Annotated in this window: 26 protein-coding genes and 4 tRNA genes; 16 read left to right on the top strand and 14 right to left on the bottom strand. The window is 68.7% G+C overall.

Annotated features, from left to right (window positions below):
• The first annotated feature begins 117 nt into the window (after positions 1 to 117).
• On the top strand, positions 118 to 540 hold the full coding sequence (locus ACIBK4_RS43815) for a hypothetical protein (RefSeq protein ID WP_399004569.1): 423 nt from the start codon (positions 118 to 120) through the stop codon (positions 538 to 540).
• Here ACIBK4_RS43815 and ACIBK4_RS43810 read toward each other — a convergent pair.
• Entirely contained in the window at positions 519 to 1,277 is a 759-nt protein-coding gene (locus tag ACIBK4_RS43810; RefSeq protein WP_399004567.1) for a helix-turn-helix domain-containing protein, read from the bottom strand. The two genes, ACIBK4_RS43815 and ACIBK4_RS43810, sit on opposite strands and share 22 nt — an antisense overlap.
• 85 nt (positions 1,278 to 1,362) lie before the next feature.
• On the opposite strand from ACIBK4_RS43810, the gene ACIBK4_RS43805 reads away from it, so the two are divergent.
• From ACIBK4_RS43805 to ACIBK4_RS43760, 10 genes are all read left to right on the top strand, one after another.
• Positions 1,363 to 2,304: an LLM class flavin-dependent oxidoreductase gene (locus ACIBK4_RS43805; protein ID WP_399004565.1), complete on the top strand. Its 942-nt coding sequence runs from the start codon at positions 1,363 to 1,365 to the stop codon at positions 2,302 to 2,304.
• Positions 2,305 to 2,344: 40 nt separating this feature from the next.
• The gene (locus ACIBK4_RS43800) at positions 2,345 to 2,695 is read left to right on the top strand and encodes a metallopeptidase family protein (protein WP_033285124.1); all 351 of its coding nucleotides are present in this window, start codon (positions 2,345 to 2,347) and stop codon (positions 2,693 to 2,695) included.
• 219 nt (positions 2,696 to 2,914) lie between these two features.
• The gene (locus ACIBK4_RS43795; protein WP_399004563.1) at positions 2,915 to 4,549 is read left to right on the top strand and encodes a metallophosphoesterase; all 1,635 of its coding nucleotides are present in this window, start codon (positions 2,915 to 2,917) and stop codon (positions 4,547 to 4,549) included.
• Between the two features lie 80 nt (positions 4,550 to 4,629).
• Positions 4,630 to 4,702 (top strand) — tRNA-Glu (locus tag ACIBK4_RS43790).
• 50 nt (positions 4,703 to 4,752) lie between these two features.
• Positions 4,753 to 4,827, top strand: a tRNA-Asp gene (locus ACIBK4_RS43785).
• A 24-nt stretch (positions 4,828 to 4,851) separates the two neighbouring features.
• Positions 4,852 to 4,925: transfer RNA gene (locus tag ACIBK4_RS43780), tRNA-Phe, on the top strand.
• A gap of 75 nt (positions 4,926 to 5,000) precedes the next feature.
• Positions 5,001 to 5,315, top strand: coding sequence for a hypothetical protein (locus ACIBK4_RS43775; protein ID WP_399004561.1), 315 nt, complete (start codon positions 5,001 to 5,003; stop codon positions 5,313 to 5,315).
• Between the two features lie 93 nt (positions 5,316 to 5,408).
• Positions 5,409 to 9,374, top strand: a complete 3,966-nt coding sequence (hrpA, locus tag ACIBK4_RS43770) for an ATP-dependent RNA helicase HrpA (RefSeq protein ID WP_399004559.1) — start codon at positions 5,409 to 5,411, stop codon at positions 9,372 to 9,374.
• Positions 9,375 to 9,469: 95 nt separating this feature from the next.
• A tRNA-Asp gene (locus ACIBK4_RS43765) sits at positions 9,470 to 9,544 on the top strand.
• 149 nt (positions 9,545 to 9,693) lie between these two features.
• Entirely contained in the window at positions 9,694 to 9,870 is a 177-nt protein-coding gene (locus ACIBK4_RS43760; RefSeq protein WP_399004557.1) for a DUF6274 family protein, read from the top strand.
• A 414-nt stretch (positions 9,871 to 10,284) separates the two neighbouring features.
• Here ACIBK4_RS43760 and bldC read toward each other — a convergent pair whose 3' ends face one another.
• Positions 10,285 to 10,491 carry a developmental transcriptional regulator BldC gene (gene bldC / locus ACIBK4_RS43755; protein ID WP_003949541.1) on the bottom strand — a complete coding sequence of 69 codons (207 nt, stop codon included), beginning with the start codon at positions 10,489 to 10,491 and terminating at the stop codon, positions 10,285 to 10,287.
• Positions 10,492 to 11,024: 533 nt separating this feature from the next.
• On the bottom strand, positions 11,025 to 11,870 hold the full coding sequence (locus tag ACIBK4_RS43750) for a hypothetical protein (RefSeq protein ID WP_399004555.1): 846 nt from the start codon (positions 11,868 to 11,870) through the stop codon (positions 11,025 to 11,027).
• 222 nt (positions 11,871 to 12,092) lie between these two features.
• On the opposite strand from ACIBK4_RS43750, the gene ACIBK4_RS43745 reads away from it, so the two are divergent.
• Together ACIBK4_RS43745 and ACIBK4_RS43740 are read left to right on the top strand one after the other, a co-directional pair.
• Positions 12,093 to 13,187, top strand: coding sequence for a Leu/Phe/Val dehydrogenase (locus tag ACIBK4_RS43745; protein ID WP_399004553.1), 1,095 nt, complete (start codon positions 12,093 to 12,095; stop codon positions 13,185 to 13,187).
• Between the two features lie 303 nt (positions 13,188 to 13,490).
• On the top strand, positions 13,491 to 13,748 hold the full coding sequence (locus ACIBK4_RS43740; RefSeq protein WP_019061825.1) for a DUF3073 domain-containing protein: 258 nt from the start codon (positions 13,491 to 13,493) through the stop codon (positions 13,746 to 13,748).
• Between the two features lie 191 nt (positions 13,749 to 13,939).
• Here the strand turns inward: ACIBK4_RS43740 and purM are convergent, their stop codons facing one another.
• From purM to ACIBK4_RS43715, 5 genes are all read right to left on the bottom strand, one after another.
• The gene (gene purM / locus ACIBK4_RS43735) at positions 13,940 to 15,037 is read right to left on the bottom strand and encodes a phosphoribosylformylglycinamidine cyclo-ligase (protein ID WP_399004550.1); all 1,098 of its coding nucleotides are present in this window, start codon (positions 15,035 to 15,037) and stop codon (positions 13,940 to 13,942) included.
• 37 nt (positions 15,038 to 15,074) lie between these two features.
• A complete protein-coding gene (purF, locus tag ACIBK4_RS43730) occupies positions 15,075 to 16,601 on the bottom strand; it encodes an amidophosphoribosyltransferase (RefSeq protein WP_399004549.1) in 1,527 nt (508 codons plus the stop codon).
• 61 nt (positions 16,602 to 16,662) lie between these two features.
• Positions 16,663 to 17,136, bottom strand: a complete 474-nt coding sequence (locus ACIBK4_RS43725; protein ID WP_399004547.1) for an META domain-containing protein — start codon at positions 17,134 to 17,136, stop codon at positions 16,663 to 16,665.
• Positions 17,137 to 17,215: 79 nt separating this feature from the next.
• Entirely contained in the window at positions 17,216 to 18,013 is a 798-nt protein-coding gene (locus ACIBK4_RS43720) for a sterol carrier family protein (protein WP_399004545.1), read from the bottom strand.
• Between the two features lie 205 nt (positions 18,014 to 18,218).
• Positions 18,219 to 18,887, bottom strand: a complete 669-nt coding sequence (locus ACIBK4_RS43715; RefSeq protein ID WP_399004543.1) for a TetR/AcrR family transcriptional regulator — start codon at positions 18,885 to 18,887, stop codon at positions 18,219 to 18,221.
• Between the two features lie 96 nt (positions 18,888 to 18,983).
• Between ACIBK4_RS43715 and ACIBK4_RS43710 the strand changes: the two genes are divergently transcribed.
• Complete coding sequence (locus ACIBK4_RS43710; RefSeq protein WP_399004541.1) at positions 18,984 to 20,444, top strand: MFS transporter; 1,461 nt, start codon at positions 18,984 to 18,986, stop codon at positions 20,442 to 20,444.
• Positions 20,445 to 20,465: 21 nt separating this feature from the next.
• On the opposite strand, the gene ACIBK4_RS43705 is transcribed toward ACIBK4_RS43710, so the two are convergent.
• Genes ACIBK4_RS43705 through ACIBK4_RS43690 form a run of 4 tightly spaced genes read right to left on the bottom strand, consistent with a single transcriptional unit; the run spans position 20,466 to position 22,019 of the window.
• Complete coding sequence (locus ACIBK4_RS43705; protein ID WP_399004539.1) at positions 20,466 to 20,654, bottom strand: DUF397 domain-containing protein; 189 nt, start codon at positions 20,652 to 20,654, stop codon at positions 20,466 to 20,468.
• On the bottom strand, positions 20,651 to 20,842 hold the full coding sequence (locus ACIBK4_RS43700) for a DUF397 domain-containing protein (RefSeq protein ID WP_399004537.1): 192 nt from the start codon (positions 20,840 to 20,842) through the stop codon (positions 20,651 to 20,653). The genes ACIBK4_RS43705 and ACIBK4_RS43700 overlap by 4 nt, the downstream gene beginning before the upstream one ends.
• On the bottom strand, positions 20,839 to 21,063 hold the full coding sequence (locus ACIBK4_RS43695) for a DUF397 domain-containing protein (protein WP_399004535.1): 225 nt from the start codon (positions 21,061 to 21,063) through the stop codon (positions 20,839 to 20,841). The genes ACIBK4_RS43700 and ACIBK4_RS43695 overlap by 4 nt, the downstream gene beginning before the upstream one ends.
• Complete coding sequence (locus tag ACIBK4_RS43690) at positions 21,060 to 22,019, bottom strand: helix-turn-helix domain-containing protein (protein ID WP_399004533.1); 960 nt, start codon at positions 22,017 to 22,019, stop codon at positions 21,060 to 21,062. Before ACIBK4_RS43690 ends, ACIBK4_RS43695 begins: the two co-directional genes overlap by 4 nt.
• A 149-nt stretch (positions 22,020 to 22,168) precedes the next feature.
• On the opposite strand from ACIBK4_RS43690, the gene ACIBK4_RS43685 reads away from it, so the two are divergent.
• On the top strand, positions 22,169 to 22,447 hold the full coding sequence (locus tag ACIBK4_RS43685; protein WP_399004531.1) for a hypothetical protein: 279 nt from the start codon (positions 22,169 to 22,171) through the stop codon (positions 22,445 to 22,447).
• A 199-nt stretch (positions 22,448 to 22,646) separates the two neighbouring features.
• Here the strand turns inward: ACIBK4_RS43685 and ACIBK4_RS43680 are convergent, their stop codons facing one another.
• A complete protein-coding gene (locus ACIBK4_RS43680; RefSeq protein WP_399004529.1) occupies positions 22,647 to 23,237 on the bottom strand; it encodes an O-methyltransferase in 591 nt (196 codons plus the stop codon).
• A gap of 200 nt (positions 23,238 to 23,437) precedes the next feature.
• Here ACIBK4_RS43680 and ACIBK4_RS43675 point away from each other — a divergent pair, with 200 nt between their 5' ends.
• A complete protein-coding gene (locus ACIBK4_RS43675; protein WP_399004527.1) occupies positions 23,438 to 24,571 on the top strand; it encodes an FAD-dependent oxidoreductase in 1,134 nt (377 codons plus the stop codon).
• A 30-nt stretch (positions 24,572 to 24,601) separates the two neighbouring features.
• Here ACIBK4_RS43675 and ACIBK4_RS43670 read toward each other — a convergent pair whose 3' ends face one another.
• Entirely contained in the window at positions 24,602 to 25,822 is a 1,221-nt protein-coding gene (locus ACIBK4_RS43670) for a hypothetical protein (RefSeq protein ID WP_399004525.1), read from the bottom strand.
• Positions 25,823 to 25,957: the final 135 nt, after the last annotated feature.

Genomic DNA, 25,957 nt, shown 5'->3' with positions numbered 1-25,957 from the left:
AGACACGCGCGCCCGCCCGTGTCGCCCATTCCTGACCGGGAATTGCCCCCTCCTGACGCCAGCCGCACGATCGACCGCGAACCGACCGCCCCGCAGCGAGCCCTTCAGGAGCCACGGATGACCGAGACCGACCCCCAGCACCTGGCCGAGCGCTACATCGCCCAGTGGACCGAACCGGACGCCGCCCGACGCAGGGCGGCGATCGAGAGCCTCTGGGCGGCGGACGGCACGCACGTCCTCCAACCGCCCGCCGAGATCCGCGAGATCGCCGCGGACCTCGGCTTCGACCACCCGACGCTGCGGGCCGAGGGACACGACGCCATCGAGACCCGCGTCACGCGCGGCTACCAACGGTTCGTCGCGAAGGGCGAGTTGACCTTCCGGCCGCGCGCCGACGCCGTACGCCTCGACGGCGTGGTCCGGTTCGGCTGGGACACGGTGGCGGTCGGCAGCGGCGAAGTCGTGGGCGGGGGACTGGAGTTGCTCGTGCTCGACCCCGACGGCCGTATCCGCACCGACTACATGTTCCCCGGAGCCTGATCCCCCGCCGCGGCAGCCAGCGCCTCCGCCGTGGCCGCGTCGGCCGGCAGAAACGCCTCCAGTTTCAGCTCGGCGAGGGTCACGTCCACGGCGGTGGCGAAGGTCGTCACGGTCGTCATCAGCCGCAGCTCCCCGTACGACGACCGCAGCCGCAACGGCACCGCGAACCCCAACGCCCCTTCCCTCGGACCGAGTTCGGGCACATACCCGGCAAGCTCGGCCCGCAACTCCGCCAACTGCCCCAGCCGCGCCAGGATGTGCCGAGCCCACTCCGCGAGGTTGAGGATCCGGGGCGCCAACCCGTCGGGATGCAGGGCCAGTCGGTACACATTCGCCCCCGGCCCCAGCAGCCCGGCCGCGGCCCCCTCGGTGATCACCCCGAACGCGCTGTTGGCGGCGACCAGTTGGCCACCCCGGTCCACCACCACCGCGGGATACGGCAGATGCCCCCGCAGGATGTGCCCGATCGCCTCCCGCACCGGAGCCAGCACCGGCCCGTCCAGCGAACTCTCCGCGTACACCGGCGCGTACCCGGCGGCCAGCAACAGCTCGTTCCGCTCCCGCAACGGCAGTTCGAGCGCCTCCGCCAGCCGCACGACCAACTCCCGCCCCGGCACCGACCGCCCCGACTCGACGAAACTCACATGCCGCTGCGTGGTCCCGGCCCGCAGCGCCAACTCCAGCTGACTGAACCGGCGATCCGTACGGCGCTCACGCAACACCCGACAGAAGTCCACGCCCCATTTCTACGACCCACCACTCCAACCGGCCATTCCCCACAGGGAATTGAGCCGATACCCACCCCCACCCACCATCGACCGCATGGACATCGGCGTACTGCTCCCGACCGGAACCGCCCAATGGGCCAAGGACGACGACCCGCGCGACCTGATCACCCTCGCCCGCACCGCCGAACACCTCGGCTTCACCTCCCTCTTCGTCAACGACTCCCTGATCACCCCACGCATCGAAGCCCTGACGCTGCTCGCCGCCCTGGCCCCGGCAACCACCACCGCAACCCTCGGCACCGGCGCCCTGCTCCCCTTCCTGCGCCGCCCGGTCCAGGCCGCCCAGTCCCTCGCCTCGATCGACCTCCTCTCCGGCGGGCGCCTCACCCTGGCGGTCGGCGCGGGCTACCCCGGCCGCTTCGGCCGCCCCTTCTACGCCCTCTCGGAGGTCCCCTGGCCCCGCCGCTTCGCCCGCCTGGACGAGACGGTCGCGCTGTGGCGGGCCCTGTGGCAGGGCGCCGACTCCTTCCACGGCGAGTTCCACGACGTCCCCGACCTCCCGCCCGCCCTACGGCCCCACCGCCCCGCCGGCCCACCCATCTGGCTCGCCGGCACCACCCCCACGGCCCGCACCCGCACCGGCCGCCTCTACGACGGCTGGCTCCCCTACCCGCCAGACCCCGCCGACTACGCGACCGGCCTGCACGACATCCACCGGGCGGCAACGGACGCGGGCCGCACGCCCGAGGCGATCACCCCGGCACTCTTCGTCACCGTACGAATCGACGAGAACCCGGACTACGCACAGCGGGCGACGGACGACTACGTCCGCGCCACCTACGGCATGCCCCTCCCGGAACTGGCGAAGATCCAGGCCGTCGTGGCGGGCCCCGCCGAGCAGGTCACCGAACGTCTGAACCAGTACGTCACCGCAGGCGCCCGGCACCTGGTGATCCGCCCGGCCGCCCTGGACCTGCCCGCCCAGCGCGAGCAGATGGAGCGCGTGGCCGCCCTGATCCCCGACCTGCGCCCGTGACCGCCGCCCCGAACCGGCGTTCGTCCCCGACAATGGGCGTGTGCTGGAAATGACACGCGAGGCGTTCGAAGAGCTGGTGAGCGAGGCCCTGGACCGGATCCCGCCGGAGCTGACGCGGGTCATGGACAACGTGGCCGTGTTCGTCGAGGACGAACCCGACCCGTCCGACCCCGAACTCCTCGGCCTCTACGAGGGCACACCCCTCACGGAACGCGGCGAGTGGTACGCCGGGGTCCTCCCCGACCGGATCTCGATCTACATGGGTCCGACCCTGCGCTACTGCGCGACCACGGAGGACGTCGTGCACGAGGTCGCCGTCACGGTCGTCCACGAAGTCGCCCACCACTTCGGCATCGAGGACGAGCGGCTGCACGAACTGGGCTGGGGCTAGACGCTCCGCTGAGTAGGCGGTTCTTTGGCTGCGCGCCGGTGGGGGCTGGGCGCTGGGTGGGTGGTTCCTCGGCTGCGCGCCGGTGGGGGCTGGGCGCGCAGTTCCCCGCGCCCCTTTCGGGGCGCGAGCGCCCCCGTGCCCATCAGCCACCGCCGGCTTCCCCGAACAGGGGCTTGGCCCACCCGCATACCTGCCCCCACCCCTGGGCATACGGGACCAATGGCCCGCGTCCCCGTCGCAGCCCTGAACCGCCTCCGCCGAGCCCAGCACGCCCTGATCCGTCAGTACCGCGCCCGCCGTCCCCGCCCCACCGTCGAACTCGTCCCGCAGCCGCACCCCTGGACCCGCGCTCTCGGCCTCGTCATGGTCGTCATCGTGGGGGCCTGGCTCGGGCTGCTGATCGTGGGCAACGTACGGGCCCAGGTCGGGCCCATGAACACGACCATGACCCTGCGCCCGTCCCTCACCGGCGGCACGAAGATCAACGTGTCCCCGCTCGGCGCCCTGTCCCTGGACAGCCATCACGCCCCCGTCCGCCTGGACGTCAACGTCGACCAGCTCGACCCCGAGCGCTCCCAGGCCCTCGTCGACCACCCCGAGCGCATCTCGGGTCTCCAGGACGAGGTCGCCCGTGACGTCGAACACGGCACGCTCGACCTGGCCGTACGGTCCTGCACGGCCGTAGTCCTGGGTGCCACGACCCTCGGGCTGGCGATCTACCGCCGCCCCCGCCGGGCCCTCGCGGCCGGCGGCCTGGCGCTCACCCTCCTCGCCGCGTGCGGAGCGACGGCGTTCGCGACCTGGAACCCCAAGTCGATCCTGGAACCGAAGTTCTCGGGCCTGCTCTCCTCGGCCCCGTCCCTGGTCGGCAACGCGCGCAACATCGTCACCGAATTCGACGTCTACCAGCAGGAGTTGGCCCGCCTGGTGACGAACGTGACCAAGCTCTACGACGTCACGTCGACGCTCCCCGCGTACCAGCCGGACCCGTCCACGATCCGCGTCCTGCACGTCTCGGACATCCATCTGAACCCCGCGAGCTGGAAGATCATCGCGTCGCTGGTGGAGCAGTACAAGGTGAACGTGATCGTCGACACCGGCGACACCATGGACCACGGCACCACGGCCGAGAACGGCTTCCTCGACCCGATCGCCGACCTGGGCGTCCCCTACGTCTGGGTCAGGGGCAACCACGACTCCCTCGCCACCCAGCGCTACCTGGAGCGGATGAAGAACGTGCACGTCCTGGACGAGGGCCGCGCGGAGACGGTCGCGGGCCTGCGCTTCGCGGGCATCGGCGACCCCCAGTTCACCCCGGACCGCTCGACCGCCCCCGGCGGCAACAACGCCGAGGAACTCGCCGGCGACCAGCTCGCCTCCGCCCTCCGCGACCAGCAGACCGCCGGCACCCCGGTCGACATCGCCCTGGTCCACGAACCGTCGGCGGCCCGCCAGACGGACGGCGAGGTCCCGCTGGTCCTGGCCGGCCACCTCCACCACGAGGGCACCGAGGTCATGCCGCACGGCACGCGCCTGCGCATCGAGGGCTCGACGGGCGGCAGCGGCCTGCGCGCGGTCGAGGGCAAGTACCCCGACCCCATCGAGGCGTCGATCCTCTACGTCGACCGCGACACCCACCGCCTCCAGGCATGGGACGAGATCAAACTCGGCGGCCTGGGCCTGACGACGGCCGAGGTGAGCCGCCATCTCCCGAAGGAGAACCTGCCGGGCGCGGCCCAGTCACCGAGTCCGACCCCGAGCGAGTCCCCCGGCCAGTCCCCAAGTCAGTCCTCAAGTGGGTCTCCGAGTACGCCCCGGACCCCCTCCCCGCGCCTCTCTCCATCGGCCTCGTAAACCGTTTTGGCGATACCTCCCGCCATCCCATATGCTTCTCACGTCCCCGACGCGCTGAGAAGCGCCCAGGCGGGCCGATAGCCCTCATCGTCTAGCGGCCTAGGACGCCGCCCTTTCAAGGCGGTAGCACGGGTTCGAATCCCGTTGGGGGCACGCAACACCGTGTGCGACACTGGCTTCCGCCGGTTCGCACGCGACAGCAAGGTCCTGTGGAGCAGCTTGGAGTGCTCGCCACCCTGTCAAGGTGGAGGCCGCGGGTTCAAATCCCGTCAGGACCGCTGAGGTTCCGCAAGGAATCTCGTGGCTGGGTAGCTCAGTTGGTACGAGCGATCGCCTGAAAAGCGATAGGTCGCCGGTTCGACCCCGGCCCCAGCCACCGGATCGAAAGCCCTGTCCCACCGGGACGGGGCTTTCGTCGTGACCGGACCGGATGAACACGGGGTGGGGCGCGATGGGCCAGGACACCGACCTGGAGAAGATACGGGCGCGGTACGGACTGCTCGCCGTGGTGGGCAGCAACCTCGCGATCACCGCGGTGGCGATCTTCGGCGTATGGCAGCTGGACGGCGACCGCGCGGTGATCGTGGGCGTCCTGACCTCGGCGTTCACGGCGATGGCGGGGCTGACGACGGCGTACCTGGGCATCAAGGCCGTATCGAATACGGCGCAGTCGATGTCCAAGGAGGCGGGCCGGCAGCAGGACGCCGAACGCCAACAGGCCGCCGACACCGGATCAGGCGCAGACGCAGGCACAGGCCAGCAATAGCCAGCCCGTCCGACAACGGCACCCACCCCGGACAATCAACCCGGGACAATTCATTCGCCAGGAATTTCGCCGAGGTGAGATCCTGGACGGCGTATGTCTACGCACCCCGCCTCCGCGCCCGGCTCCTCCGCCCCCGCCCTCGGCGACCTCGCCCCCCGCCTGACCGAGCTGACCCTGCGCGACGCGCACCGGCTCGGGCGCAGGCTCGAAGGCGCGCGCAAGATCCGCAAGCCGGAGGCCCGCGCCGCCGTACTCGCCGAGATCGAGACCGAGGTCGCGCGCGGCGAGGAGCGGATGGCCGCCCGGCGCACCCGCATCCCGGCGATCTCGTATCCGGAGCAGCTGCCGGTCAGCCAGAAGAAGGACGACATCGCGGCCGCGATCCGCGATCACCAGGTCGTGATCGTGGCGGGCGAGACCGGTTCCGGCAAGACGACCCAGATCCCGAAGATCTGTCTCGAACTCGGCCGCGGTGTCCGCGGCATGATCGGCCACACCCAGCCCCGCCGGATCGCCGCCCGCACGGTGGCGGAGCGCGTGGCCGAGGAGATGAACACCCCGCTCGGCGAGGCCGTCGGCTGGAAGGTCCGCTTCACGGACCAGGTGAACCAGGAATCGACGTTCATCAAGCTGATGACGGACGGCATCCTGCTCGCCGAGATCCAGACCGACCGCGAACTGCGCGCCTACGACACGATCATCATCGACGAGGCCCACGAGCGATCCCTCAACATCGACTTCCTGCTCGGCTACCTCGCCCAACTGCTGCCCAAGCGCCCGGACTTGAAGGTCGTCATCACCTCGGCGACCATCGACCCGGAGCGTTTCTCCCGGCACTTCGGCGAGGCTCCGATCATCGAGGTGAGCGGCCGGACGTATCCGGTCGAGGTCCGCTACCGCCCCCTCCTCGAAGACGAGTCCGAGGACTCCGACCGCGACCAGATCACCGCGATCTGTGACGCCGTGGAGGAGCTTCAGGGCGAGGGCAAGGGCGACATCCTCGTCTTCCTGTCCGGCGAGCGGGAGATCCGCGACACGGCGGACGCGCTGACGAAGAAGAACTACCGGTTCACCGAGGTCCTGCCCCTCTACGCCCGCCTCTCGCACGCCGAGCAGCACCGGGTGTTCCAGCAGCACACGGGCCGAAGGATCGTTCTGGCGACCAACGTCGCCGAGACCTCCCTCACCGTCCCGGGCATCAAGTACGTCATCGACCCCGGCTTCGCCCGGATCAGCCGCTACAGCCACCGGACGAAGGTGCAGCGGCTGCCGATCGAGGCGGTCAGCCAGGCAAGTGCCAATCAGCGCAAGGGTCGTTGCGGCCGTACGTCGGACGGCATCTGTATCCGGCTGTACTCGGAGGAGGACTTCGAGGCCCGCCCGGAGTTCACCGACGCCGAGATCCTGCGGACGAACCTCGCCTCCGTGATCCTGCAGATGACCGCGGCCGGTCTCGGTGACATCGAGAGGTTCCCGTTCATCGACCCGCCGGACCACCGCAACATCCGCGACGGCGTCCAACTCCTCCAGGAACTGGGCGCGTTGGACCCGGGCGAGAAGGACCCGCGCCGCCGGCTCACCCAGACGGGCCGCAAGCTCGCCCAGCTCCCGGTCGACCCACGCCTGGCCCGCATGGTCCTGGAGGCCGACAAGAACGGCTGTGTCCGCGAGGTCATGGTGATCGCCGCCGCGCTCTCCATCCAGGACCCGCGCGAACGCCCGGCGGACAAGCAGACGCAGGCGGACCAGCAACACGCCCGCTTCCGGGACGAGTCGAGCGACTTCCTCGCGTTCCTGAACATGTGGCGGTACATCCGCGAGCAGCAGAAGGAGCGCGGCTCGTCCGCGTTCCGTCGCATGTGCAAGCAGGAGTACCTGAACTTCCTCCGCATCCGCGAGTGGCAGGACATCTACAGCCAACTCCGCACGGTGGCCAAGCAGATGGGCATCCAGTTCAACGAGGAGGACGCGGCCGAGCACAGCGTCCACGTCTCCCTCCTCGCCGGACTGCTCTCGCACATCGGCATGAAGGACGTGAAGGACGGCGCGAAGAACGAGTATCTCGGCGCCCGCAGCGCCAAGTTCGCGATCTTCCCCGGCTCGGCCCTCTTCAAGAAGACCCCGCGTTTCGTCATGTCGGCGGAACTGGTGGAGACGTCCCGCCTGTGGGCCCGCGTCAACGCCAAGATCGAGCCCGAGTGGGTCGAGCCCCTCGCCGGCCACCTCTTGAAGCGGACGTACAGCGAACCGCACTGGGAGAAGGACCAGGCAGCCGTGATGGCCTTCGAGAAGGTCACGCTCTACGGCGTCCCGATCATCGCCCAGCGCAAGGTGAACTACGGCCGCATCGACCCGGAGGCGAGCCGCGAACTCTTCATCCGCAACGCACTCGTCGAGGGCGACTGGCGCACGCACCACAAGTTCTTCGCCGACAACCGCAGACTCCTCACCGAGGTAGAGGAGTTGGAGCATCGCGCCCGCCGCCGGGACATCCTGGTCGACGACGAGACGCTCTACGACTTCTACGACCAGCGGGTGCCCGAACACGTCGTGTCCGGCGCCCACTTCGACTCCTGGTGGAAGCACAAGCGGCACGAGGAGCCCGAACTCCTCGACTTCGAGCGCTCGATGCTCATCAACGAGCGCGCGGGCGACATCAGCAAGGCCGACTATCCGGACTCCTGGCACCAGGGCCGGCTCAAGTTCCGGGTGACGTACCAGTTCGAGCCGGGCGCGGACGCCGACGGCGTCACGGTCCACATCCCGCTCCAGGTCCTGAACCAGGTGACGGACGAGGGCTTCGACTGGCAGATCCCGGGGTTGCGGGAGGAGGTGGTGACGGAACTGATCCGCTCCCTCCCGAAGCCGATCCGCCGCAACTACGTCCCGGCGCCGAACTTCGCGCAGCGCTTCCTGGCGACGGCGACCCCCCTGCAGGAGTCCTTGACGACGACGATGGCGCGCGAACTGAAGCGCATGGTCGGAGTCCCCTTCACCCCCGAGGACTTCGACTGGTCGAAGGTCCCCGACCACCTCCTCATCACCTTCCGGATCGTGGACGAACGGCGCCGCAAGATCGCCGAGGACAAGGACCTGGAGGCGCTGAAGGTCCGCCTGAAGCCGAAGGCGCGCCAGGCCATCTCGCAGGCGGCCGCGGCGACGGCCGAGCGCGAGGGCGGCGAGTCCCTGGAGCGCAAGGGCCTGACCGACTGGACGATCGGCACGCTCACCCGCGTCTTCGAGACCCGCAGGGCCGGCCAGCCGGTGAAGGCGTACCCGGCACTCGTGGACGACGGCGACACCGTCTCCGTACGGCTCTTCGACACGGAGGAGGAGCAGGCGGAGGCGATGTGGAAGGGCACGCGGCGGCTCATCGTGCGCAACATCCCGGTGAATCCGGCGAAGTTCGCGTCCGAGAAGCTCACCAACGCGCAGAAGCTGGCCCTGTCCGCGAATCCGCACGGTTCGATCCAGGCACTGTTCGACGACTGCGCGCTGGCGGCGGCGGACAAGCTGATCGGCGACTTCGGCGGCCCGGCGTGGGACGAGGAGTCGTACCGGAAGCTCTACGAGAAGGTGCGCGCCGAGATCGTCGACACGACGGTCCGCGCGGTGAGCCAGGTCCAACAGGTGCTGGCCGCCTGGCAGGCCTGTGAGCGCCGTCTGAAGGCGGCGAACAGCCCGGCGCTCCTGCCGAACCTCGCGGACGTACGCACCCAGCTGGACGCCCTCGTGAAGCCGGGGTTCGTCACGGCGGCGGGGATACGCCGGCTGCCCGACCTGATGCGCTACCTGGTGGCCGCGGACCGTCGTCTCCAGCAGATGCCGACCGGGGTCCAGCGGGACACCACCCGCATGGAGAAGGTCCACGAGATGCAGGACGAGTACGCGTGGCTGCTGGAGCAACTCCCGCAGGGCCGCCCGGTTCCGTCCTCCGTCCGGGACATCCGCTGGATGATCGAGGAGCTCCGGGTCAGCTATTTCGCCCACGCGTTGGGCACGGCGTACCCGGTCTCCGACAAGCGGATCGTGAAGGCGATCGACGCGGCCGCACCGTAACAACGCCTGCACACCGAGTGAGTTCGACCAGGCGGGCCCCCCTCCTGTACAGTCTCATCTCGCGGCACAACGCACCATCAAGCGCCGCGAATCAAGGTCCTGTGGAGCAGCTTGGAGTGCTCGCCACCCTGTCAAGGTGGAGGCCGCGGGTTCAAATCCCGTCAGGACCGCAGTAGATCAAACAAGAGCCCGGGTCTTCGGACCCGGGCTTTCGTGTGTGCCGGTGCCCTCATGGCCGCTACGGCTCTCTTGACGCCCGCCCACCCTCCCGGTACTCAGAAACCAGGCCCCGTTCCGCACAGGGCCACGGAGGTGGCACATGGCGGCTTCGGTCAGGCACGAGACGCGGGCGTTGCTCCGCGCGCATCTGTCGGCCGCCAGCTCCTACCGCCATGTGACCCGGCACTGCCCGATCTGCCACCGCCTGCAGCGGCTGGCCCTGGACGCCCCTCCGCCACGGGAACCGGAGGACGATCCGGAGACCGGAACCCCTTAGCGCACATGGGTCAGAGGCAACAAGCCATCTGGTATGTGACGGGTGTCACCGCATAAGTTTTTGAAACGTCGGAACTTACGACTCACCTACAACTGGTCAATTTAATATGTGCAATTGCACCCCTACGAGGGATGGTTCCACAGGAGATCCGACACCCCTCCCCAGACTCCGACAAGGTCCCTCACAGAACCTCGCGCCCAGGGCCCACCGGCCGCGCACGGACCCACGACCAGGCACAAAAAAGATCGCGCTGGACCCGGCGGAGTCCAGCGCGATCTACGACGCACCCTGTTCAAGTTGGTTCAAAAGCCTTGGGCGTGGGCCCTGTTGGGGCAGAACCCGCGTCGCTTGGAGCTGTGCTGTCGGGCACCGTGGCCGGTTGGGGGACTGGCCGTCGTGCCCTTATTCAGTTGGTCAGGCTTCGCTGCGCTGCTGCGGAATGCCCGCGAGCAGTGCACGGACCTCCGCCTCGCGGTAACGGCGGTGTCCGCCGAGCGTGCGAATCGAAGTGAGCTTGCCGGCCTTCGCCCACCGCGTGACCGTCTTGGGGTCCACACGGAACATCGTGGCGACCTCAGCCGGGGTCAGCAGCGGCTCGGCATCAGGGGTGCGAGCGGTCATGAGCGGCCTCCTCGGGAGAACCGAACCTTCTCGGTTCTTTCCTCTAAATTCTGCACCTTGACCCGCGTTGCCCGAAATGGCGTGTGCGGGTCGAGTCGGTTATAGGACGAACGGCTTGTCCTCGGCACTACAACTACACCATCTGTCCAACCGCGTAGGCCAAACCGATGGAATTGCCCTCCCAGGTGTCCATCAGCGACGGAAGCCGATGGACCATGCCATAGCGGACAGTCACACCTCTGTGACGATCAGTCACAGGGGCGATCAGGAGTCATCCAGACCCCCCAAAGCGCGCAATGCCGAGATTCCGCCCAAAGCATGACGGATGGAGTCCTCCCCGGACTCCTTGTCCTATTTTGGCATGAGGAGGGGCAAGCGGCGCAAGGCATCTGCACGTGCGGTCCGTCACGCTTGGCATCAATCGTCCGGATCGGGACCTACGTCCCGTGTTGACGAACCGTAAGAATCCTATGCGCATACGTTCGAACCTGTCAGCCTCGTTCGAATATGCCAGCAAGGATTGCCGCCGCGGGTCAGTTCGCCGAGCGCCGGTCCCTGACCGACCGCCAGCGCTCCACGAGCCGCCCGTACGCCTCGCCGGCCGCCGCCCCGTCCCCGGTCCGCAGCGCCTCGATGCCGGCGGCCACGTCCGCCGCCGAGTGGTCATCCTCCAGCTCGCCGGCCGGCAGGACGTGCACGAGCCCGCCGTAGTCCAGCTCGACCAGGGACCGCGGATGGAACTCCTCCAGCCAGCGCCCCACGTCCACCAGACCCTCGATCAGCGGCCCGTCGTCGATCGCGTCCTTCAGCGTCCGCAGCGCCCGCGCCGTGCGCCGCCGCGCCTGCACCATCGGCGTCCGGTACCGCAGCATCGGCGGATCGTCCCCGGAGGCCTTGTCGTAGCGCCGCTCCTCGTCCCCGACGAGCACGAACCAGTTCAGCGGCACCTGCCAGGTCGCCGTCCGGATCCACGGCCGGGCATCCGGATTCCGGGCCAGCCAGCGGTCGTAGTCCTGGGTGGCCTGGTGCCGTACGAGCGGCGGGAGTACGGCGTCCAGGACCGGCGGCGGGAGTTCCTCCGCGAGGTCGCCCAGCGCCTGCCAGCCGCGCAGCCGGGTCCGCCAGGGGCAGACGCAGACCACGCCGTCGACCTCCACCACGAAGGCGTCGGCGCTCTCGTGCACCGGGACCGGGACCGGCGGGGTGGGCAGCAAGTCGGCCAGCGCGCGGCGGAGTTCGTCCTGGTAGGACGGGCGGTCGGGGCGGCGGGCGTAGCGCGTCCAGTGGCCGCGCTCCGGCTCGGGGAAAGCGGCCAGCGGCTCGTAGACCCGTAGATAGGTCGCGTACGGGACGATCACCGAGGACACCTTCTTGGGCACGCCTGCTCCCTCCCCCGCCGTCCGCCAGGAAAACCTCCGGAACCCGCCCACAAACGCGCGGGAAAACTATGCAAATCGTCGCACGGACACCCCCCTTCGGTAGGTGATCCTGAACACTGCACCGATGGCGGTCGGGCCCAGGCTCTACGCTCGTGCCACAGCACCCGCCACCCCTACGGGAGCCTGTCTCCAACCGCCGCCACTTACCCAGGAGTCACCACAGTGACCGACGTAGACAACGGCGTCCTGCACACCCTGTTCCACTCGGACCAGGGCGGTCATGAGCAAGTCGTGCTCTGCCAGGACCGGGCCAGCGGCCTCAAGGCCGTCATCGCCATCCACAACACCGCGCTGGGCCCCGCCCTGGGCGGTACGCGCTTCTACCCGTACGCCAGCGAGGAAGAGGCCGTCGCCGACGCGCTCAACCTCGCGCGCGGGATGTCGTACAAGAACGCCATGGCCGGTCTGGACCACGGCGGCGGCAAGGCCGTGATCATCGGTGACCCGGAGCGCGACAAGACCGAGGAACTGCTGCTCGCCTACGGCCGGTTCGTGGCCTCGCTCGGCGGGCGGTACGTCACCGCGTGCGACGTCGGCACGTATGTCGCCGACATGGACGTCGTGGCGCGCGAGTGCCGCTGGACGACCGGGCGCTCCCCCGAGAACGGCGGCGCCGGCGACTCCTCCGTGCTGACCGCCTTCGGCGTCTTCCAGGGCATGCGGGCCAGCGCCCGGCACCTCTGGGGCGACCCGTCGCTGCGCGGCCGTACGGTCGGCATCGCGGGCGTCGGCAAGGTCGGGCACCACCTGGTGGAGCACCTGCGGGACGAGGGCGCCGAGGTCGTGATCACGGACGTGCGCGAGGAGTCCGTACGGCGGATTCTCGACAAGCATGCGACAGGCGTTACGGCCGTTGCCGACACGGAGGCGCTGATCCGGGTCGAAGGGCTCGACATCTACGCCCCCTGCGCCCTCGGCGGCGCCCTGAACGACGCGACCGTGCCGGTGCTGACCGCCAAGGTGGTGTGCGGGGCGGCCAACAACCAGCTGGAGCACCCGGGCGTCGAGAAGGACCTCGCCGACCGCGGGATCCTCTACGCGCCGGACTACGTGGTGAACGCCGGTGGTGTGATCCAGGTCGCCGACGAGCTGCACGGGTTCGACTTCGAGCGGTGCAAGGCGAAGGCCGCGAAGATCTTCGATACGACGCTGGCCATATTCGCACGTGCGAAGGAAGACGGTATTCCGCCGGCCGCCGCGGCCGACCGGATCGCCGAGCAGCGGATGCACGAGGCGGCCGGCGCACGCGGACTCTGAGGTTCCGGTAAGCCGCTCGGCAGGCCTCCGCGGTACCCGCCGGCGACGACTTAGAGAGAACTCTCACGTTCGTCGGCGGGTCGCCTGCCAAGAAGTGGTTAAAATCGCGGTTGACCAGCGAGTACAGGGCACCTCGCGGGTCCTGGAGCCCGGCACGTGCTGCGGGCGACGTACCGTATGGGCGCGGGCTCAGGTACCGTGGAAGCCCTACGGACCGGTCTCTCCACGGAGAGTCCGTTCCAGATCATGAACGCGTGTCAAGACTCTGGGGCCACGGAGCCCCGTATCCGAGGGGGTCGAGCCATGGGGCGCGGCCGGGCAAAGGCCAAGCAGACGAAGGTCGCCCGCCAGCTGAAGTACAGCAGCGGCGGGACTGACCTCTCGCGTCTGGCCAATGAGCTGGGCGCTTCGACTTCGAGCCAGCCGCCGAATGGCGAGCCGTTCGAGGACGACGACGAGGAAGAAGACGACCCGTACGCTCAGTACGCGGATCTCTATAACGACGACGATGAGGACGAGGACGACGAGTCCGGTCCCCAGTCGCAACGTCGCGGCGCGTAACGCTTGCAGCGCGCCCAGCGGTTAAAACTTCCCGTCAGCTGACTGCACCTCGCCCGGTCCGGGGCATCAACACCGGACCGGGTTTTGTGCTGCCGTCACGGGGCGTTGGGTGTCGGCGACACGGGGCTCCGCCCCGGACCCCGCTCCTCAAACGCCGGAGACGCTGATTCACGCGGCCCGGAACGGCTCGTTCACGCGTAGTCGCCGACCATCTCCGCGCCCGTCGCGTGATCTCCCCGCTCGGTGATCTCGCCCGCGACCCACGCCTCGACCCCGCGGTCGGCCAGGGTCTCCAGGGCCACGTCCGCCGAGTCCTCGGGGACGATCGCGATCATGCCGACGCCCATGTTCAGGGTCTTCTCCAGCTCCAGGCGTTCGACCTGGCCCGTCCTGCCGACGAGGTCGAAGATCGGGGCCGGGGTCCAGGTGGAGCGGTCCACGATCGCGTGGAGGCCGTCCGGCACGACCCGGGCGAGGTTGGCGGCGAGTCCGCCGCCGGTGACGTGCGAATAGGCGTGCACATCGGTCGTGCGGGTCAGCGCCAGGCAGTCCAGCGAGTAGATCTTCGTCGGTACGAGGAGTTCCTCGCCGAGCGTGCGGCCGAGCTCCTCGATGCGCGCGTCCAGGGCGAGACCGGCCTGGTTCAGGAGCACATGCCGGACGAGCGAGTACCCGTTCGAGTGAAGTCCGGACGACGCCATCGCGATGACCGCGTCACCCGTCCGGATGCGATCGGCGCCGAGCAGCCGGTCGGCCTCCACGACGCCCGTACCGGCGCCGGCGACGTCGAAGTCGTCCGGGCCCAGCAGACCGGGGTGTTCGGCGGTCTCGCCGCCGACCAGGGCGCAGCCGGCGAGCACGCAGCCCTCGGCGATGCCCTTGACGATCGCCGCGACACGCTCGGGGTGCACCTTGCCGACGCAGATGTAGTCGGTCATGAAGAGCGGCTCGGCGCCGCACACCACGATGTCGTCCATGACCATGGCGACCAGGTCGTGGCCGATCGTGTCGTAGACACCGAGTTGGCGGGCGATGTCGACCTTCGTGCCGACGCCGTCCGTGGCGGAGGCGAGCAGGGGGCGCTCGAACCGCTTGAGGGCGGAGGCGTCGAAGAGCCCGGCGAAACCGCCGAGGCCGCCGAGGACCTCGGGGCGCTGGGTCTTCTTCACCCACTCCTTCATGAGTTCTACGGCGCGGTCGCCCGCATCGATGTCGACGCCGGCGGCGGCGTAGGAAGCACCGGAGGGTGAGCCCGTCGACGGAGTCGACTGATCGGATGCAGCAGACATTGCCTGGGATCTTTCGCGTTGATTGATACAGCGGGGCTTACGGGCGACGGATCGCGTCGGCCGCTGCCGTGGCGGCCGGACCGGCCGCCAGCTCGGTCTCCAGGAGCTGCTTGCCGAGCAGTTCGGGGTCCGGGAGGTCCATCGGGTACTCGCCGTCGAAGCAGGCGCGGCAGAGGTTCGGCTTGGCGATGGTGGTCGCCTCGATCATGCCGTCGATGGAGATGTACGACAGGGAGTCGGCGCCGAGCGAGGTGCCGATCTCGTCGATGGTCATGCCGTTGGCGATGAGTTCCGCGCGGGTGGCGAAGTCGATGCCGAAGAAGCAGGGCCACTTCACGGGCGGGGACGAGATCCGGATGTGGACCTCGGCGGCGCCGGCCTCGCGGAGCATGCGCACCAGCGCGCGCTGGGTGTTGCCGCGCACGATCGAGTCGTCGACGACGACCAGGCGCTTGCCCTTGATGACTTCCTTCAGCGGATTCAGCTTCAGGCGGATGCCGAGCTGCCGGATCGTCTGCGAAGGCTGGATGAACGTACGGCCGACGTAGGCGTTCTTCACCAGACCCGCACCGAACGGGATGCCCGAGGCCTCCGCGTATCCGATCGCGGCCGGGGTGCCGGACTCCGGAGTCGCTATCACCAGATCGGCGTCGACCGGAGCTTCCTTGGCCAGCTTTCGGCCCATCTCGACACGGGAGAGGTAGACGTTCCGCCCGGCGATGTCGGTGTCGGGGCGGGCGAGATAGACGTACTCGAAGACACAGCCCTTGGGCTTCGCATCCGCGAATCGGGAGGTGCGCAGGCCGTTCTCGTCGATGGCGACGAACTCGCCCGGCTCGATCTCGCGGACGTAGGCCGCGCCGCAGATGTCGAGCGCTGCGGACTCGGAGGCGACGACCCAGCCGCGCTCCAGGCGGCCGAGGACCAGCGGGCGGATGCCCTGCGGGTCGCGGGCCGCGTAGAGGGTGTGCTCGTCCATGAAGACGAGCGAGAAGGCGCCCTTGACCTGCGGGAGGACCGCGTGGGCGGCCTCCTCGATGGTCAGCGGCTTGCCGTCGGTGTCGACCTGGGCCGCGAGCAGCGCGGTCAGGAGGTCGGTGTCGTTGGTGGCCGCTACGCGGGGCGTACGGCCTTCCTGCTTGGGCAGGTCGGCGACCATCTCCGCGAGCTGCGCGGTGTTGACCAGGTTGCCGTTGTGGCCGAGCGCGATGGAACCGTGCGCGGTGGCGCGGAACGTCGGCTGGGCGTTCTCCCACACGGAGGCGCCGGTGGTCGAGTAGCGGGCGTGACCGACCGCGATATGACCCTGGAGCGAACCGAGCGAGGTCTCGTCGAAGACCTGGGAGACGAGGCCCATGTCCTTGAAGACGAGGATCTGCGAGCCGTTGCTGACCGCGATTCCCGCGGATTCCTGGCCTCGATGCTGGAGGGCGTAGAGCCCGAAGTAAGTGAGCTTGGCGACCTCTTCACCGGGAGCCCAGACTCCGAAGACGCCGCAAGCGTCCTGGGGTCCTTTCTCGCCGGGGAGCAGATCATGACTGAGTCGACCGTCACCACGTGGCACGACCCCGAGTGTAGGCGAGATCGACCACTGGTCCGAATTCGGGTTACTCGTCGGTAGTGGATCACTTGGCGGCGCGTGCGTGGACGATCGTGCCGTTTTCGCTGGTCAGCGTGATGGTGTCTTGATCGACTCGGTAGGCGACCTCGCCGTTGAAGAGGCCGAGGAGGGCGCGTTCGGTGCCCATGAGTGAGGCGTCGCACATCATTCGGGTGGTGGAGGGGCGGCCGAGCGTGATGTGTCCGGTGCGTACGGTGGCCGTCGCGTTGACGGCGTTGCAGCCCAGGCGGCCGCCGACCTTGCCGCCGGTTTTGGTGTTCTTGGCGCTCGCGGTGTCGAAAGTGAGGTGCGGGTTGCCCTGCGCTTTCTTGGTCGCGCCGGACGTGGTGATGTCCTGCACCTGCCAGTCGACGCCGGTTACGGGGCGCTGTTCCTCTACCGAGCCGGAGCCGCTGCCGCTGGTCGCCTTTTCGCTGCCGCACGCCACGACGAGCGGGACGATGGTCAGGACGGCGAGGGTGAATCGCTGTTTGTCCATGGGGGTGGGACGGGAGGGGCGGGGGAGCGGTTCCCTGTCGCCCTTCGGGGTTCCGCGTCGCCCTTCGGGGTTCCGCGGCTCACCCCATGATCGGCAGGAGCCCCGCGAGATCCGCCCGCTCCCCGCTCGCGCTTACCTTCGCCTCTTCTACGGCGTCCTTCCACCGGGTCCGGCCGGTCGCGAGCCGGAGCCAGGTCAGGGGGTCGGTCTCTACGACGTTGGGTGGGGTGCCTCGGGTGTGGCGGGGGCCTTCGACGCACTGGACCACGGCGTACGGCGGGATGCGTACCTCGGTCGAGCCGCCGGGGGCCTTTGTCGCGAGGGCGTCGGCGAGGAGGCGGGTGCAGGCGGCCAGGGCCTGGCGGTCGTACGGGATGTCGAGGCCGGGGACCGCGGTGTTCAAGTCGTCGGTGTGGACGACGAGTTCGACGGTGCGGGTGACCAGGTAGTCGGCCAGGGGCATCGCCCCGACGTTGGTTTCGAGGAGTCGGGCGCCGGGGTTTGTGTCGAGGTGCTCGGTGAGGGTCTGGTCGATGTCGGCCAAGTAGGCGTCGAGGTCGGGGTGTTCGGCTGCGAGCGTGCGGGTGAAGTCGGCGATGGCGGTGGAGTTGGCCCCGGTGGCGAAGGGCCAGTCGAGGAGCACGGCGTTCTGCGCGGGCGGGGCGGGGCGGTCCAGGGAGCGGTGGATCGCGGTGAGCGCCATGCCGATGTGTGCGACCAGTTCGCGGACCGTCCAGTCGCCCAGGCGTGTGGGTAGGGCGAGTTGATCGGGGGTGAGGGTTGCCACCGCCGTTCGTACGTTCCCGAACTGGGCCTGTACCGCTTGGCGGGTCTTGGCCGGGTCGTAGGTGCGCGCGCGCTTTTTGGCCGGGGGCATGGGGGTGAGACTAATCCTCGGGTGTGGGGGCCCGCAGCTGGTGGTGGGTGGGGTCGGGGTCGTGGCGGTACGGCGAGCCCGCCGCGGGTTGCGCCCCTCTGCCTTTTGCCACAGTTGAAGGAGTGGGGACCAGCTGAGCGGCGGGCTGCGCCGTACCGCCACGACCCGCTCCCGGTTCGTCGGCGGCTGCGGGCCTGTGGGGGGATTACTGGGCTTTGCGGGCGTAGTTGCCCAGGCCCTGTTCGACCAGGGCGAAGGCTCGTTCTGCGCGTTCGGTGGCGGTGGCTGCGACCTCTTCTACGGATTCGCCGGCGTCCAGACGGCGGTGGTGGTCTTCTACGAGGGCGTTGCGGGCGGCGGTGAGGGTGGCGGCGGCGATCAGGGCGAGGACGGTGTCGCCCGTCTCTTCTGCCAGGAGGTCGGCCAGTTCGCGGGCGCCCTTTTCGGAGGTCAGGTAGGCGCGTTCCATCAGGACCGGGGTCTCCATGACGAGCTTCCGGATGCGGCGGCCGAATGGTTCGACGTGCAGGCCTATTGAGGGGTCGCGGGTCTCGATCATCTGTAGGAACTGTCGGCGTACGGCGGCCACCGCCGACTCGCCGGGGTGGCGAGAGCGGACTGCGCGGGCCGCGTCGGAGAAGTGGTCCTCGATGGGGCGGAAGACCAAGTCCTCCTTGGTTCCGAAGTAGTTGAAGACAGTCATCTTCGAGACCTCGGCGGCGTCGGCGATCTCCTGTACCGAGACGGCGTCGAAGCTTTTTTCCAGGAACAGCTCGACGGCTGTGCGGTAGATGCGCAGCTCCGTCTGGAGCTTCTTGCGCTCGCGCAGTCCCATCGTCGTCGTTGCCGTCGTCGTCGCCTCAGCAGGAACCATGACCTTACTGTACCAAGCTGAATTATGGTCTGGGATGAAATATTGGCTCGGAAAATAGATTGACTCGGTATATGTTGCTGGTTCATGGTGGGTGGCATGACCGAGACCCAGCGCCGAATCGGCTTCCTCGTGTGTCTGGTGACGATCGTTCTGGCCGTCCTGGACATGCAGATCGTGTCCGCGGCGACCGTGCCGATCGTCCGTGACCTGGACCCCGCCCATGGCATCGACAGGATTCCGTGGCTGGTCAGCGCGTTCGCGCTGGCGTCGGCCGCGGTGCTGCCGCTGTACGGCACGTTGTGCGACACCCTCGGCGCGAAGCGGGTCTTTCTGACGGCTGTGGGGGTTTTCTTGGTGGGCTCGGCGCTGTGTGGGGCGGCTCAGTCCATAGGGGAGTTGATCGCCGCGCGGGCCGTGCAGGGTGTTGGTGCCGGTGGGTTGATGAGCGTCACGATGGTGGTGATCGCCGAGTTGAGGGGGCCCGGCGAGAAGGATGCCAAGGGCGCGGGGATGGGTGGGGTCGTCTCTGGTGGCGGGATGGCGGTGGGGCCGTGGATCGGCGGTCTGCTTGCGGAGCACGCGAGTTGGCGGTGGATCTTCTACGTCAATCTGCCGCTGGGGGTGGTGGTGCTGGTCCTCGGCGCGCTCGTGCTGAAGCTGCCTCGGCAGCCGCACCGGCATCGGATCGACTTCCTGGGCGCGGCCCTGGCTGCTTCATTCGCCGCGGCTCTGTTGCTGGTGACCGAGTGGGGAGGCAAGCAGTACGGGTGGGCGTCACCGCAGATCGTGGGGCTGGGGTTGGGTGCGGTGGCTGCGCTGGCACTCTTTTTGTGGCGCCAGAGGGTGGCTCCCGAGCCGATCCTTCCCCTTTCCCTGTTCCGGGTGCCGGAGTTGCGATGGGGGTTCGCGATCCAGGGGTTGATGGGGGCGGCGATCATTGGCGCCATGTACTACGTCATGGTCTATCTGCAGGTGGCCCGGGGTGTCAGCAGCTCCTCGGCCGGCCTGTATCTGCTGCCCATGGCGTTCGGCATGACGGTTGTCGGCATCCTCTCCGCCAAGCTCACGGAACGGGGGTGGCACGAGCGGACGTTCGCGATAGCCGGGTCGGCGATCGGTGCGATGGCGTTCGTGTGCCTGTCCGTTCTGGGTACGGGTACGTCCCTGTGGTGGTTGCGCGGGGATCTGCTTCTGGTGGGGATGGCGTTCGGGCTTCTCCTCGGCCAGCTGATCCAACTGGTCCAAGAGGCGGCACCCCGGCGCCAGTTGGGCGTGGCCACGACCGCCATCCGGTTCTTCCAGGCCCTGGGTACGGCGTTGGGCGCGGCGCTTTTCGGCACGGTGATCAGTCGGTTGTACGACGGTCCGGTCCCGGCGACGTCCGGGGCGGGGGTGCGGTCGTACGTCGACGCGATGGACTCGGTGTTCTTGTGTGGGGCTGTGCTGATGGGGCTGTGCGTTGTCCTGGCCCTCCGCCTGCCCAAGTCCCGTGCGGGGAGCGGGAGTTCATCACCCACGGCGGCTTGGGAGGCGGGGTCGGGGTCGGTACGCGCGTGAATTCCGGTCAGCTGCCAGCCGTCAGCTGACCTGGCCGAGATGAGCGACGAAGCTTGCGAATGCCTCCGGCGGGAGGGTGAGGGTGGGGCCGTGGGGGTGCTTGGAATCTCGGTCGGCGACCAGGGCGTGGGTGGGGGTGAGGTCAGCGACCTCGACGCAGCTGGACCCCTGCTCGTCGCTGTACGAAGACTTGAACCAGGTCGGGTTCACGGCTGGCTCTCCTTCACATCGTCAACGAGCGCGGCGAACGCCTCCGGCGGAAGAGCGAGGGCGGGGCCGTGGGGGTGTTTGGAGTCGCGGACGGCAACACGGGCGTGGGTCGGAATGAGGTTGGCTACCTCGACACAACTGCCGCCCGCATCGCTGCTGTAGGAAGACTTGCGCCAGGTTGGCTTCAAAGCCGGGCCGGCTTCACATGGGCGACGAAGCTCGCGAACGCCTCCGGCGGGAGAGCGAGGGCGGGGCCACTCGGGAGCTTGGAATCGCGGACGGCGACGAGGGCGTGGGCGGCGATGAGGTTGGCTACCTCGACGCAGTTGCCGCCCGTCTGGTCGCTGTAGGACGACTTGAACCAGGCAGCGCCGTCAACCAGTTCGAGGACATTGCGGTGTGTGCTCATTCCTGCTCCAACTCTCGCTCTGCTCTCTTCAGGAAATCGGCCGTGTGCCTCGGGCCGGCCGCTTCGGCACGCATGGCGTCGAACCGGCGCCGATAAGCCCAGATCTCCGTGTCCTTGTCCGTGACGTTGACCGAGGTGAAGCCGTCGACGCTCACCACCGTAGGCAGCGGCGCCTCGAACTCCATGAGGTTGAAGTTCTGGTGGCTCCGGTACACGGGCTGCCCCATCGGCAGGATCTGCACGGTGACATTCTCCAACGCGGCCAGTTCCGCCAGGTGCTCGTACTGGTCCCGCATCACCTCCGGGCCGCCGTACACGCGCCGCAGGACGGCCTCGTCGAGGATCGCATGGATCTCAACTGGGCGTTCGCTGCGGGTGATGGCCTCCTTGCGCCTCATCCGGATCTCGATGTTCCGCTCGACGAACTCGGTGTTGCGCTCGTCAACCGGCTTGGCGCTATCGAACATGGCACGTGCGTAACCTGCGCTCTGAAGCAGCCCGAACACAACGTCCGGTTGGTAGACCCGGAGAATCTTCGCGTCGCCCTCAAGCCCCACGCTGACGTTGAAGCCTGAGGGCATGAACGTCCGGTACGGAGACCACCAGCCCCTGTTCAACGAGTTCTTGTGGATGTCCAGCAAAAACTCGATGTCACCCGGGTCACTCACCCCGTAGCGCTTCAGCAACGACTTGAGATCCTGCACCCTCGGCAGGCTCGTCAACCCCCGCTCCACGCGATGCAGTGTCGACTCGGAGACGCTCGTCCCCTTCACCGCCTGGCCCCTCGTGATGCCTCGGCCCAACTCACCTCCCCCGTCCGCCTGTTCCCGAAGGCGTCGCAGCTCCTGACCCAGCTGCATACGACGAATCGTGGGCCCCGTTTTCGCTGCCACCGTGTCCACCTCTTTTCGTGCCGTGCCCGCCAACTCGACCCGCATGCCCACCGAATCACGCACGGTGCCCACTGGATCGCAGCCAGTGCTCGGAGTCTGGCATACCGTGCCCCGCGTCCGCAGGTGAATGCCCACCACCCGGCATATACCAGTTAATGCGGGATTCCCTTGTTCGATTGCCGCGCCTGGTCCCACCTGCGGAAAGTGGTCCCATGACCACACCACGCAACAACCCCACCCCTACCCCAACCTCCAACCCCCGCCCCCGCACCGGCGCCCCCTTCCTCGTCGGCGACCGAGTCAAGGGCACCAGCTACGTGCCGCCAGGCCCCCACCGCCGGGAAGCACCGGAGACCTTCGAGGGTGTCGTCGTGCAGGTTGGTTCCGGGTATGCCGGGGTCGATGCCGAGCACGCGTTTCTCTGGGTGAAGTTGAAGGATCACACCGAGCGGCAGGCACTGGTCGCCGACACCGAGTTGGTCGAGGAGTGAACCTCGTCCTCAGTACCCTCGCCGGCCTGCTTGCCCTGCTCGCCCTCTTCTTACTGCTCAAGCCGGACAACGAACCGCCGCCACCGCAGCCCCCAGCCGAACCCGAAGCTGAAGCCGAACAACTCCACTCCCCCGAACTCCCCTCCCCCACAACCCCGTTCACCACCACCGGCCTCGGCGGCCCCTGGCCCCCCGCCACCTACTGCGGCGAACCTTGCCGCACCGCCATCACCAACCCGCTCGACCACGTCAACCGCACGGAACGGAAATCCGGGCGCCCCTCCAACTCGGCCAACAGCCGTTTCACCGCAGCCTCGTGGGACGCCGGCCAGTCCGGTTGTAGGAGCAGGTCGTCGATCAGGTAGGTGCCGCCGGGGGCCACGAGATCCAACGCCCGTTCCAGGTGGGTGAACTTGCCGGGCCAGGTGTCCGCGAAGACCAGGTCAAAGGGCTCCCCCTCGTACTCCTCCAGCCATCGACCCGCGTCCGCCGTCACAAAGGTGACCCTCGGATCCGACCCCAACTCCTCGCGGGCGATTGCCTGGACGCCGGCGTCACGTTCGACCGTGATCAGGCGCGCGGCCGCGTCCATCCCGCTCAGGAGCCAGGCCGTGCCCTCGCCCACGCCGGTGCCGAGTTCGAGGACGCGGCCGCCCGGGCGGGTTGCCGCGAGGACGGACAACAGGCTGCCCGTTCGTTCCTCGCACGATCTCGTGAAGCCTGCCTCCTGGGCCGCAACGCGTAGGGACGGAAGGGCAGTTGGGGGAGTGATCGGGGAGTCGTCGTCCATCCCCGGATGATGCGAGAGCCGGCCCTCCTCCGCAACCGCCCTGTCGGTGAACTGTCGGCCGTGTCGGTCTCACGTCGGTGACTTGTCGGTGCGCACTGGAACCGTTCCGTTCCGGAGTTCCCGCCGGGCGACCGCCCAGCAGGCCCGCGCCACACAAGGCGTACAACACGCACCCGACACACCCGACACAAGGAGTCATCATGACCACGCACGTCACAATCATCGGCGCCGGACTCGGCGGACTGACCCTCGCCCGCGTCCTGCACGTGAACGGCATCCCGGCCACCGTCTACGAAGCGGAGGCCTCACCAATGGCCCGTCTGCAAGGCGGGATGCTCGACATCCACGACTACAACGGCCAACTCGCCCTGAAGACAGCTGACTTGATGGACGAGTTCCGCGCCATCATCCTGGAGGGCCGCCAGGCGACCCGAGTCATCGACCGCGACGGCACCGTCCTGTTCGACGAGCCCGACGACGGCACAGGGGGTCGACCCGAGGTACAGCGCGGGGAGTTGCGGCAGATACTGCTCGACTCGCTCCCGGACAACACCGTCCGCTGGGGCCACAAGGTCAGCGGGACCCGGACCCTCGACGACGGCCGGCACGAAGTCGCCTTCTCCGACGGGAGCGTCGTCGTCACGGACCTGCTCGTCGGCGCCGACGGCGCCTGGTCGCGCGTACGGCCGCTGCTGTCCGATGTCACTCCCGAGTACTTCGGGCGGTCGTTCGTCGAGACCTATCTGTACGACAGTGAGACCCGGCATCCGGTCGCCGCGCGGACGGTCGGTGGTGGTTCGCTGTTCGTGCTCGCCCCGGGCGAGGAAGCGAGCGGGAAGTGGATCGCCGCACACCGGGAGCGCGGCGAGACGCTGCACGCCTACCTGATCCTGGCCAAGCCGCAGGAGTGGTTCGCCGCCATCGACTTCACCGATTCCGCCGCCGCCACCGCGCGCATCGCCGCCGAATTCGACGGCTGGGCCCCCGAGATCACCGCCCTGATCACCGACACCGACACCGCTCCCGTCCTACGGCCCCTCAACTCGCTCCCGATCGGCCACCGTTGGGACCGGGTGCCCGGGGTGACCCTGCTCGGCGACGCCGCCCACCTCTCGCCGCCGGACGGCGAGGGCGCCAACCTGGCCATGCAGGACGGTGCCGAACTCGCCCTGGCCATCGCGGCGCACCCCGACGACATCGAGGCCGCGCTCACCTCGTACGAGGAAGCGCTGTTCCCCCGTAGCGCCGCCGCGGCTGCCGCGGCCGTGGCCACCAACGAAGCCATAAGCCAGCGGCTGATCGACGGCCTCGACCTCGACGAACGGAGCGCATAAAGGAAATAGCAGACGGCCAGGACCTGTCGGCTAGCTCTTGGACAGCCGGAACGTCGCCGCCGCCGGGAACTTCAGGTCGGTGCAGTCTCGGCGGGCGGCGACGTCCGTGACGTACGCCTTGAAGAGGGCCTGGAGGCGGGTCTGGACGATCCTGTCGTACGGATAGTCGCTGCTCAGGGTGTGGACGGCCGGCTGGCCGGCGCAGGTGGAGGAGGCCCACCACACGTTTTCCTCGTCGTCGTAACCCGCGGTGCCGGGGTCCAACGACCTGTGCTCCCTGCCGAAGTGGTCCGTCGCGACCTCGCGTGCCTCGTCGCCGAAGTAGGACTCGGTCCGCAGCCAGAAGGGCGCGAGCCGGGTCACATCGTCGAGGCTGCTGCCGCCGACTTCGTCCTTGCCTAGGTCGGGCCACATCCTGCGCACCTCCTTGCCGCTCACTCCGAGCAGGCAGCTCTCCTCCGGCGCGTGGGCGGCGGCAGGGGTGCCCAGGGCGCGGTCGGGGAGACGCCCGCGGCCCTTCGCCGCGATGTGTCCGGCGTACCAGCCGCACGTTCCGGCGGCCGACTTCGCGTTCACCAACTTCGCTCTGGGCGTGGGGAGTTCGGCCTGAAGCGCGGGCAGCGTGGCCTTGCAGCCCAGCTTCTTCGCCGCCCGTACGACCGCGGTGCGGGCGAGCTCGGCAAGTGTTCTGCGGTCGGCGTCCGTGACCGGGTCGCGATAGGAGTACTTGGCCACGGTCATGGCGTTGACGGAGGTCGTGCCGCCGGACTTGCCGGTGCACTTGGCCTTCACGACGGCCGCGTTGCCGTAGTACACACCGAGCTGCCCGTCACCGAGCGGGTACGCGCCCGTCTCGTGGGCCTTCCGGGTGGCGTCGGCGTTCGCCGACCTGCCCACTATCTCGAACGGGTCGTCCCACCCGCTCACCGACTGCGCGAAGTCATCGCTCGGGTTCGACCAGACTGACAGCACGAAGTGGCTGTACGTGGTGCCCGGCTTCCCGACCCGGTAGATCTGACACCGCGCGGGCATGAAGCCCGGACCGACCTGGTCTATCGAGTCGTTCGCCAGGCTGCCCGCCTCCGCCTTCGTCGTACCACCGTCGAGGTCCAGCACCTGGTCGGCGTCGACCAGCCCGGCGCAGGCCTTCGCGATCCGGTCCCGGCTGGCGGACCGGTCGAAGTAGTCCTTCGTATCCAGCCCCAGACCCCAGCCCCCGGCACCGACCCCGAACACCGCTGCCACAGCCACGAGTTGGTTGAAGGCGTTGCGCCGACGGCTCCCTCGTTCCGGAGTCAGCCAGCGCGACCGCGGAAAGGGCACCCGGGCCCGCTCGGAGGAATCATCTGGCGTGGGCTCACTGTGGAGGCTCACGTGCGCCTCCGG

Source organism: Streptomyces sp. NPDC050528 (assembly GCF_044457795.1).
In the GTDB taxonomy this organism is placed as follows: Bacteria; Actinomycetota; Actinomycetes; order Streptomycetales; family Streptomycetaceae; genus Streptomyces.
This window is presented reverse-complemented; position numbering and strand designations above follow the sequence as displayed.

Excerpts from the sequence above, each read along its gene's own strand:
- ACIBK4_RS43685 (WP_399004531.1), top strand. The coding sequence starts at position 22,169 with ATGACCACACCACGCAACAACCCCACCCCTACCCCAACCTCCAACCCC.
- ACIBK4_RS43715 (WP_399004543.1), bottom strand. The coding sequence starts at position 18,887 with ATGGTTCCTGCTGAGGCGACGACGACGGCAACGACGACGATGGGACTG.
- ACIBK4_RS43760 (WP_399004557.1), top strand. The coding sequence starts at position 9,694 with ATGGCGGCTTCGGTCAGGCACGAGACGCGGGCGTTGCTCCGCGCGCAT.
- bldC (WP_003949541.1), bottom strand. The coding sequence starts at position 10,491 with ATGACCGCTCGCACCCCTGATGCCGAGCCGCTGCTGACCCCGGCTGAG.
- ACIBK4_RS43805 (WP_399004565.1), top strand. The coding sequence starts at position 1,363 with ATGGACATCGGCGTACTGCTCCCGACCGGAACCGCCCAATGGGCCAAG.
- ACIBK4_RS43675 (WP_399004527.1), top strand. The coding sequence starts at position 23,438 with ATGACCACGCACGTCACAATCATCGGCGCCGGACTCGGCGGACTGACC.
- ACIBK4_RS43775 (WP_399004561.1), top strand. The coding sequence starts at position 5,001 with ATGGGCCAGGACACCGACCTGGAGAAGATACGGGCGCGGTACGGACTG.
- ACIBK4_RS43695 (WP_399004535.1), bottom strand. The coding sequence starts at position 21,063 with ATGAGCACACACCGCAATGTCCTCGAACTGGTTGACGGCGCTGCCTGG.
- ACIBK4_RS43680 (WP_399004529.1), bottom strand. The coding sequence starts at position 23,237 with ATGGACGACGACTCCCCGATCACTCCCCCAACTGCCCTTCCGTCCCTA.
- ACIBK4_RS43740 (WP_019061825.1), top strand. The coding sequence starts at position 13,491 with ATGGGGCGCGGCCGGGCAAAGGCCAAGCAGACGAAGGTCGCCCGCCAG.
- purM (WP_399004550.1), bottom strand. The coding sequence starts at position 15,037 with ATGTCTGCTGCATCCGATCAGTCGACTCCGTCGACGGGCTCACCCTCC.
- ACIBK4_RS43710 (WP_399004541.1), top strand. The coding sequence starts at position 18,984 with ATGACCGAGACCCAGCGCCGAATCGGCTTCCTCGTGTGTCTGGTGACG.
- ACIBK4_RS43720 (WP_399004545.1), bottom strand. The coding sequence starts at position 18,013 with ATGCCCCCGGCCAAAAAGCGCGCGCGCACCTACGACCCGGCCAAGACC.
- hrpA (WP_399004559.1), top strand. The coding sequence starts at position 5,409 with ATGTCTACGCACCCCGCCTCCGCGCCCGGCTCCTCCGCCCCCGCCCTC.
- ACIBK4_RS43725 (WP_399004547.1), bottom strand. The coding sequence starts at position 17,136 with ATGGACAAACAGCGATTCACCCTCGCCGTCCTGACCATCGTCCCGCTC.
- ACIBK4_RS43795 (WP_399004563.1), top strand. The coding sequence starts at position 2,915 with ATGGCCCGCGTCCCCGTCGCAGCCCTGAACCGCCTCCGCCGAGCCCAG.
- ACIBK4_RS43815 (WP_399004569.1), top strand. The coding sequence starts at position 118 with ATGACCGAGACCGACCCCCAGCACCTGGCCGAGCGCTACATCGCCCAG.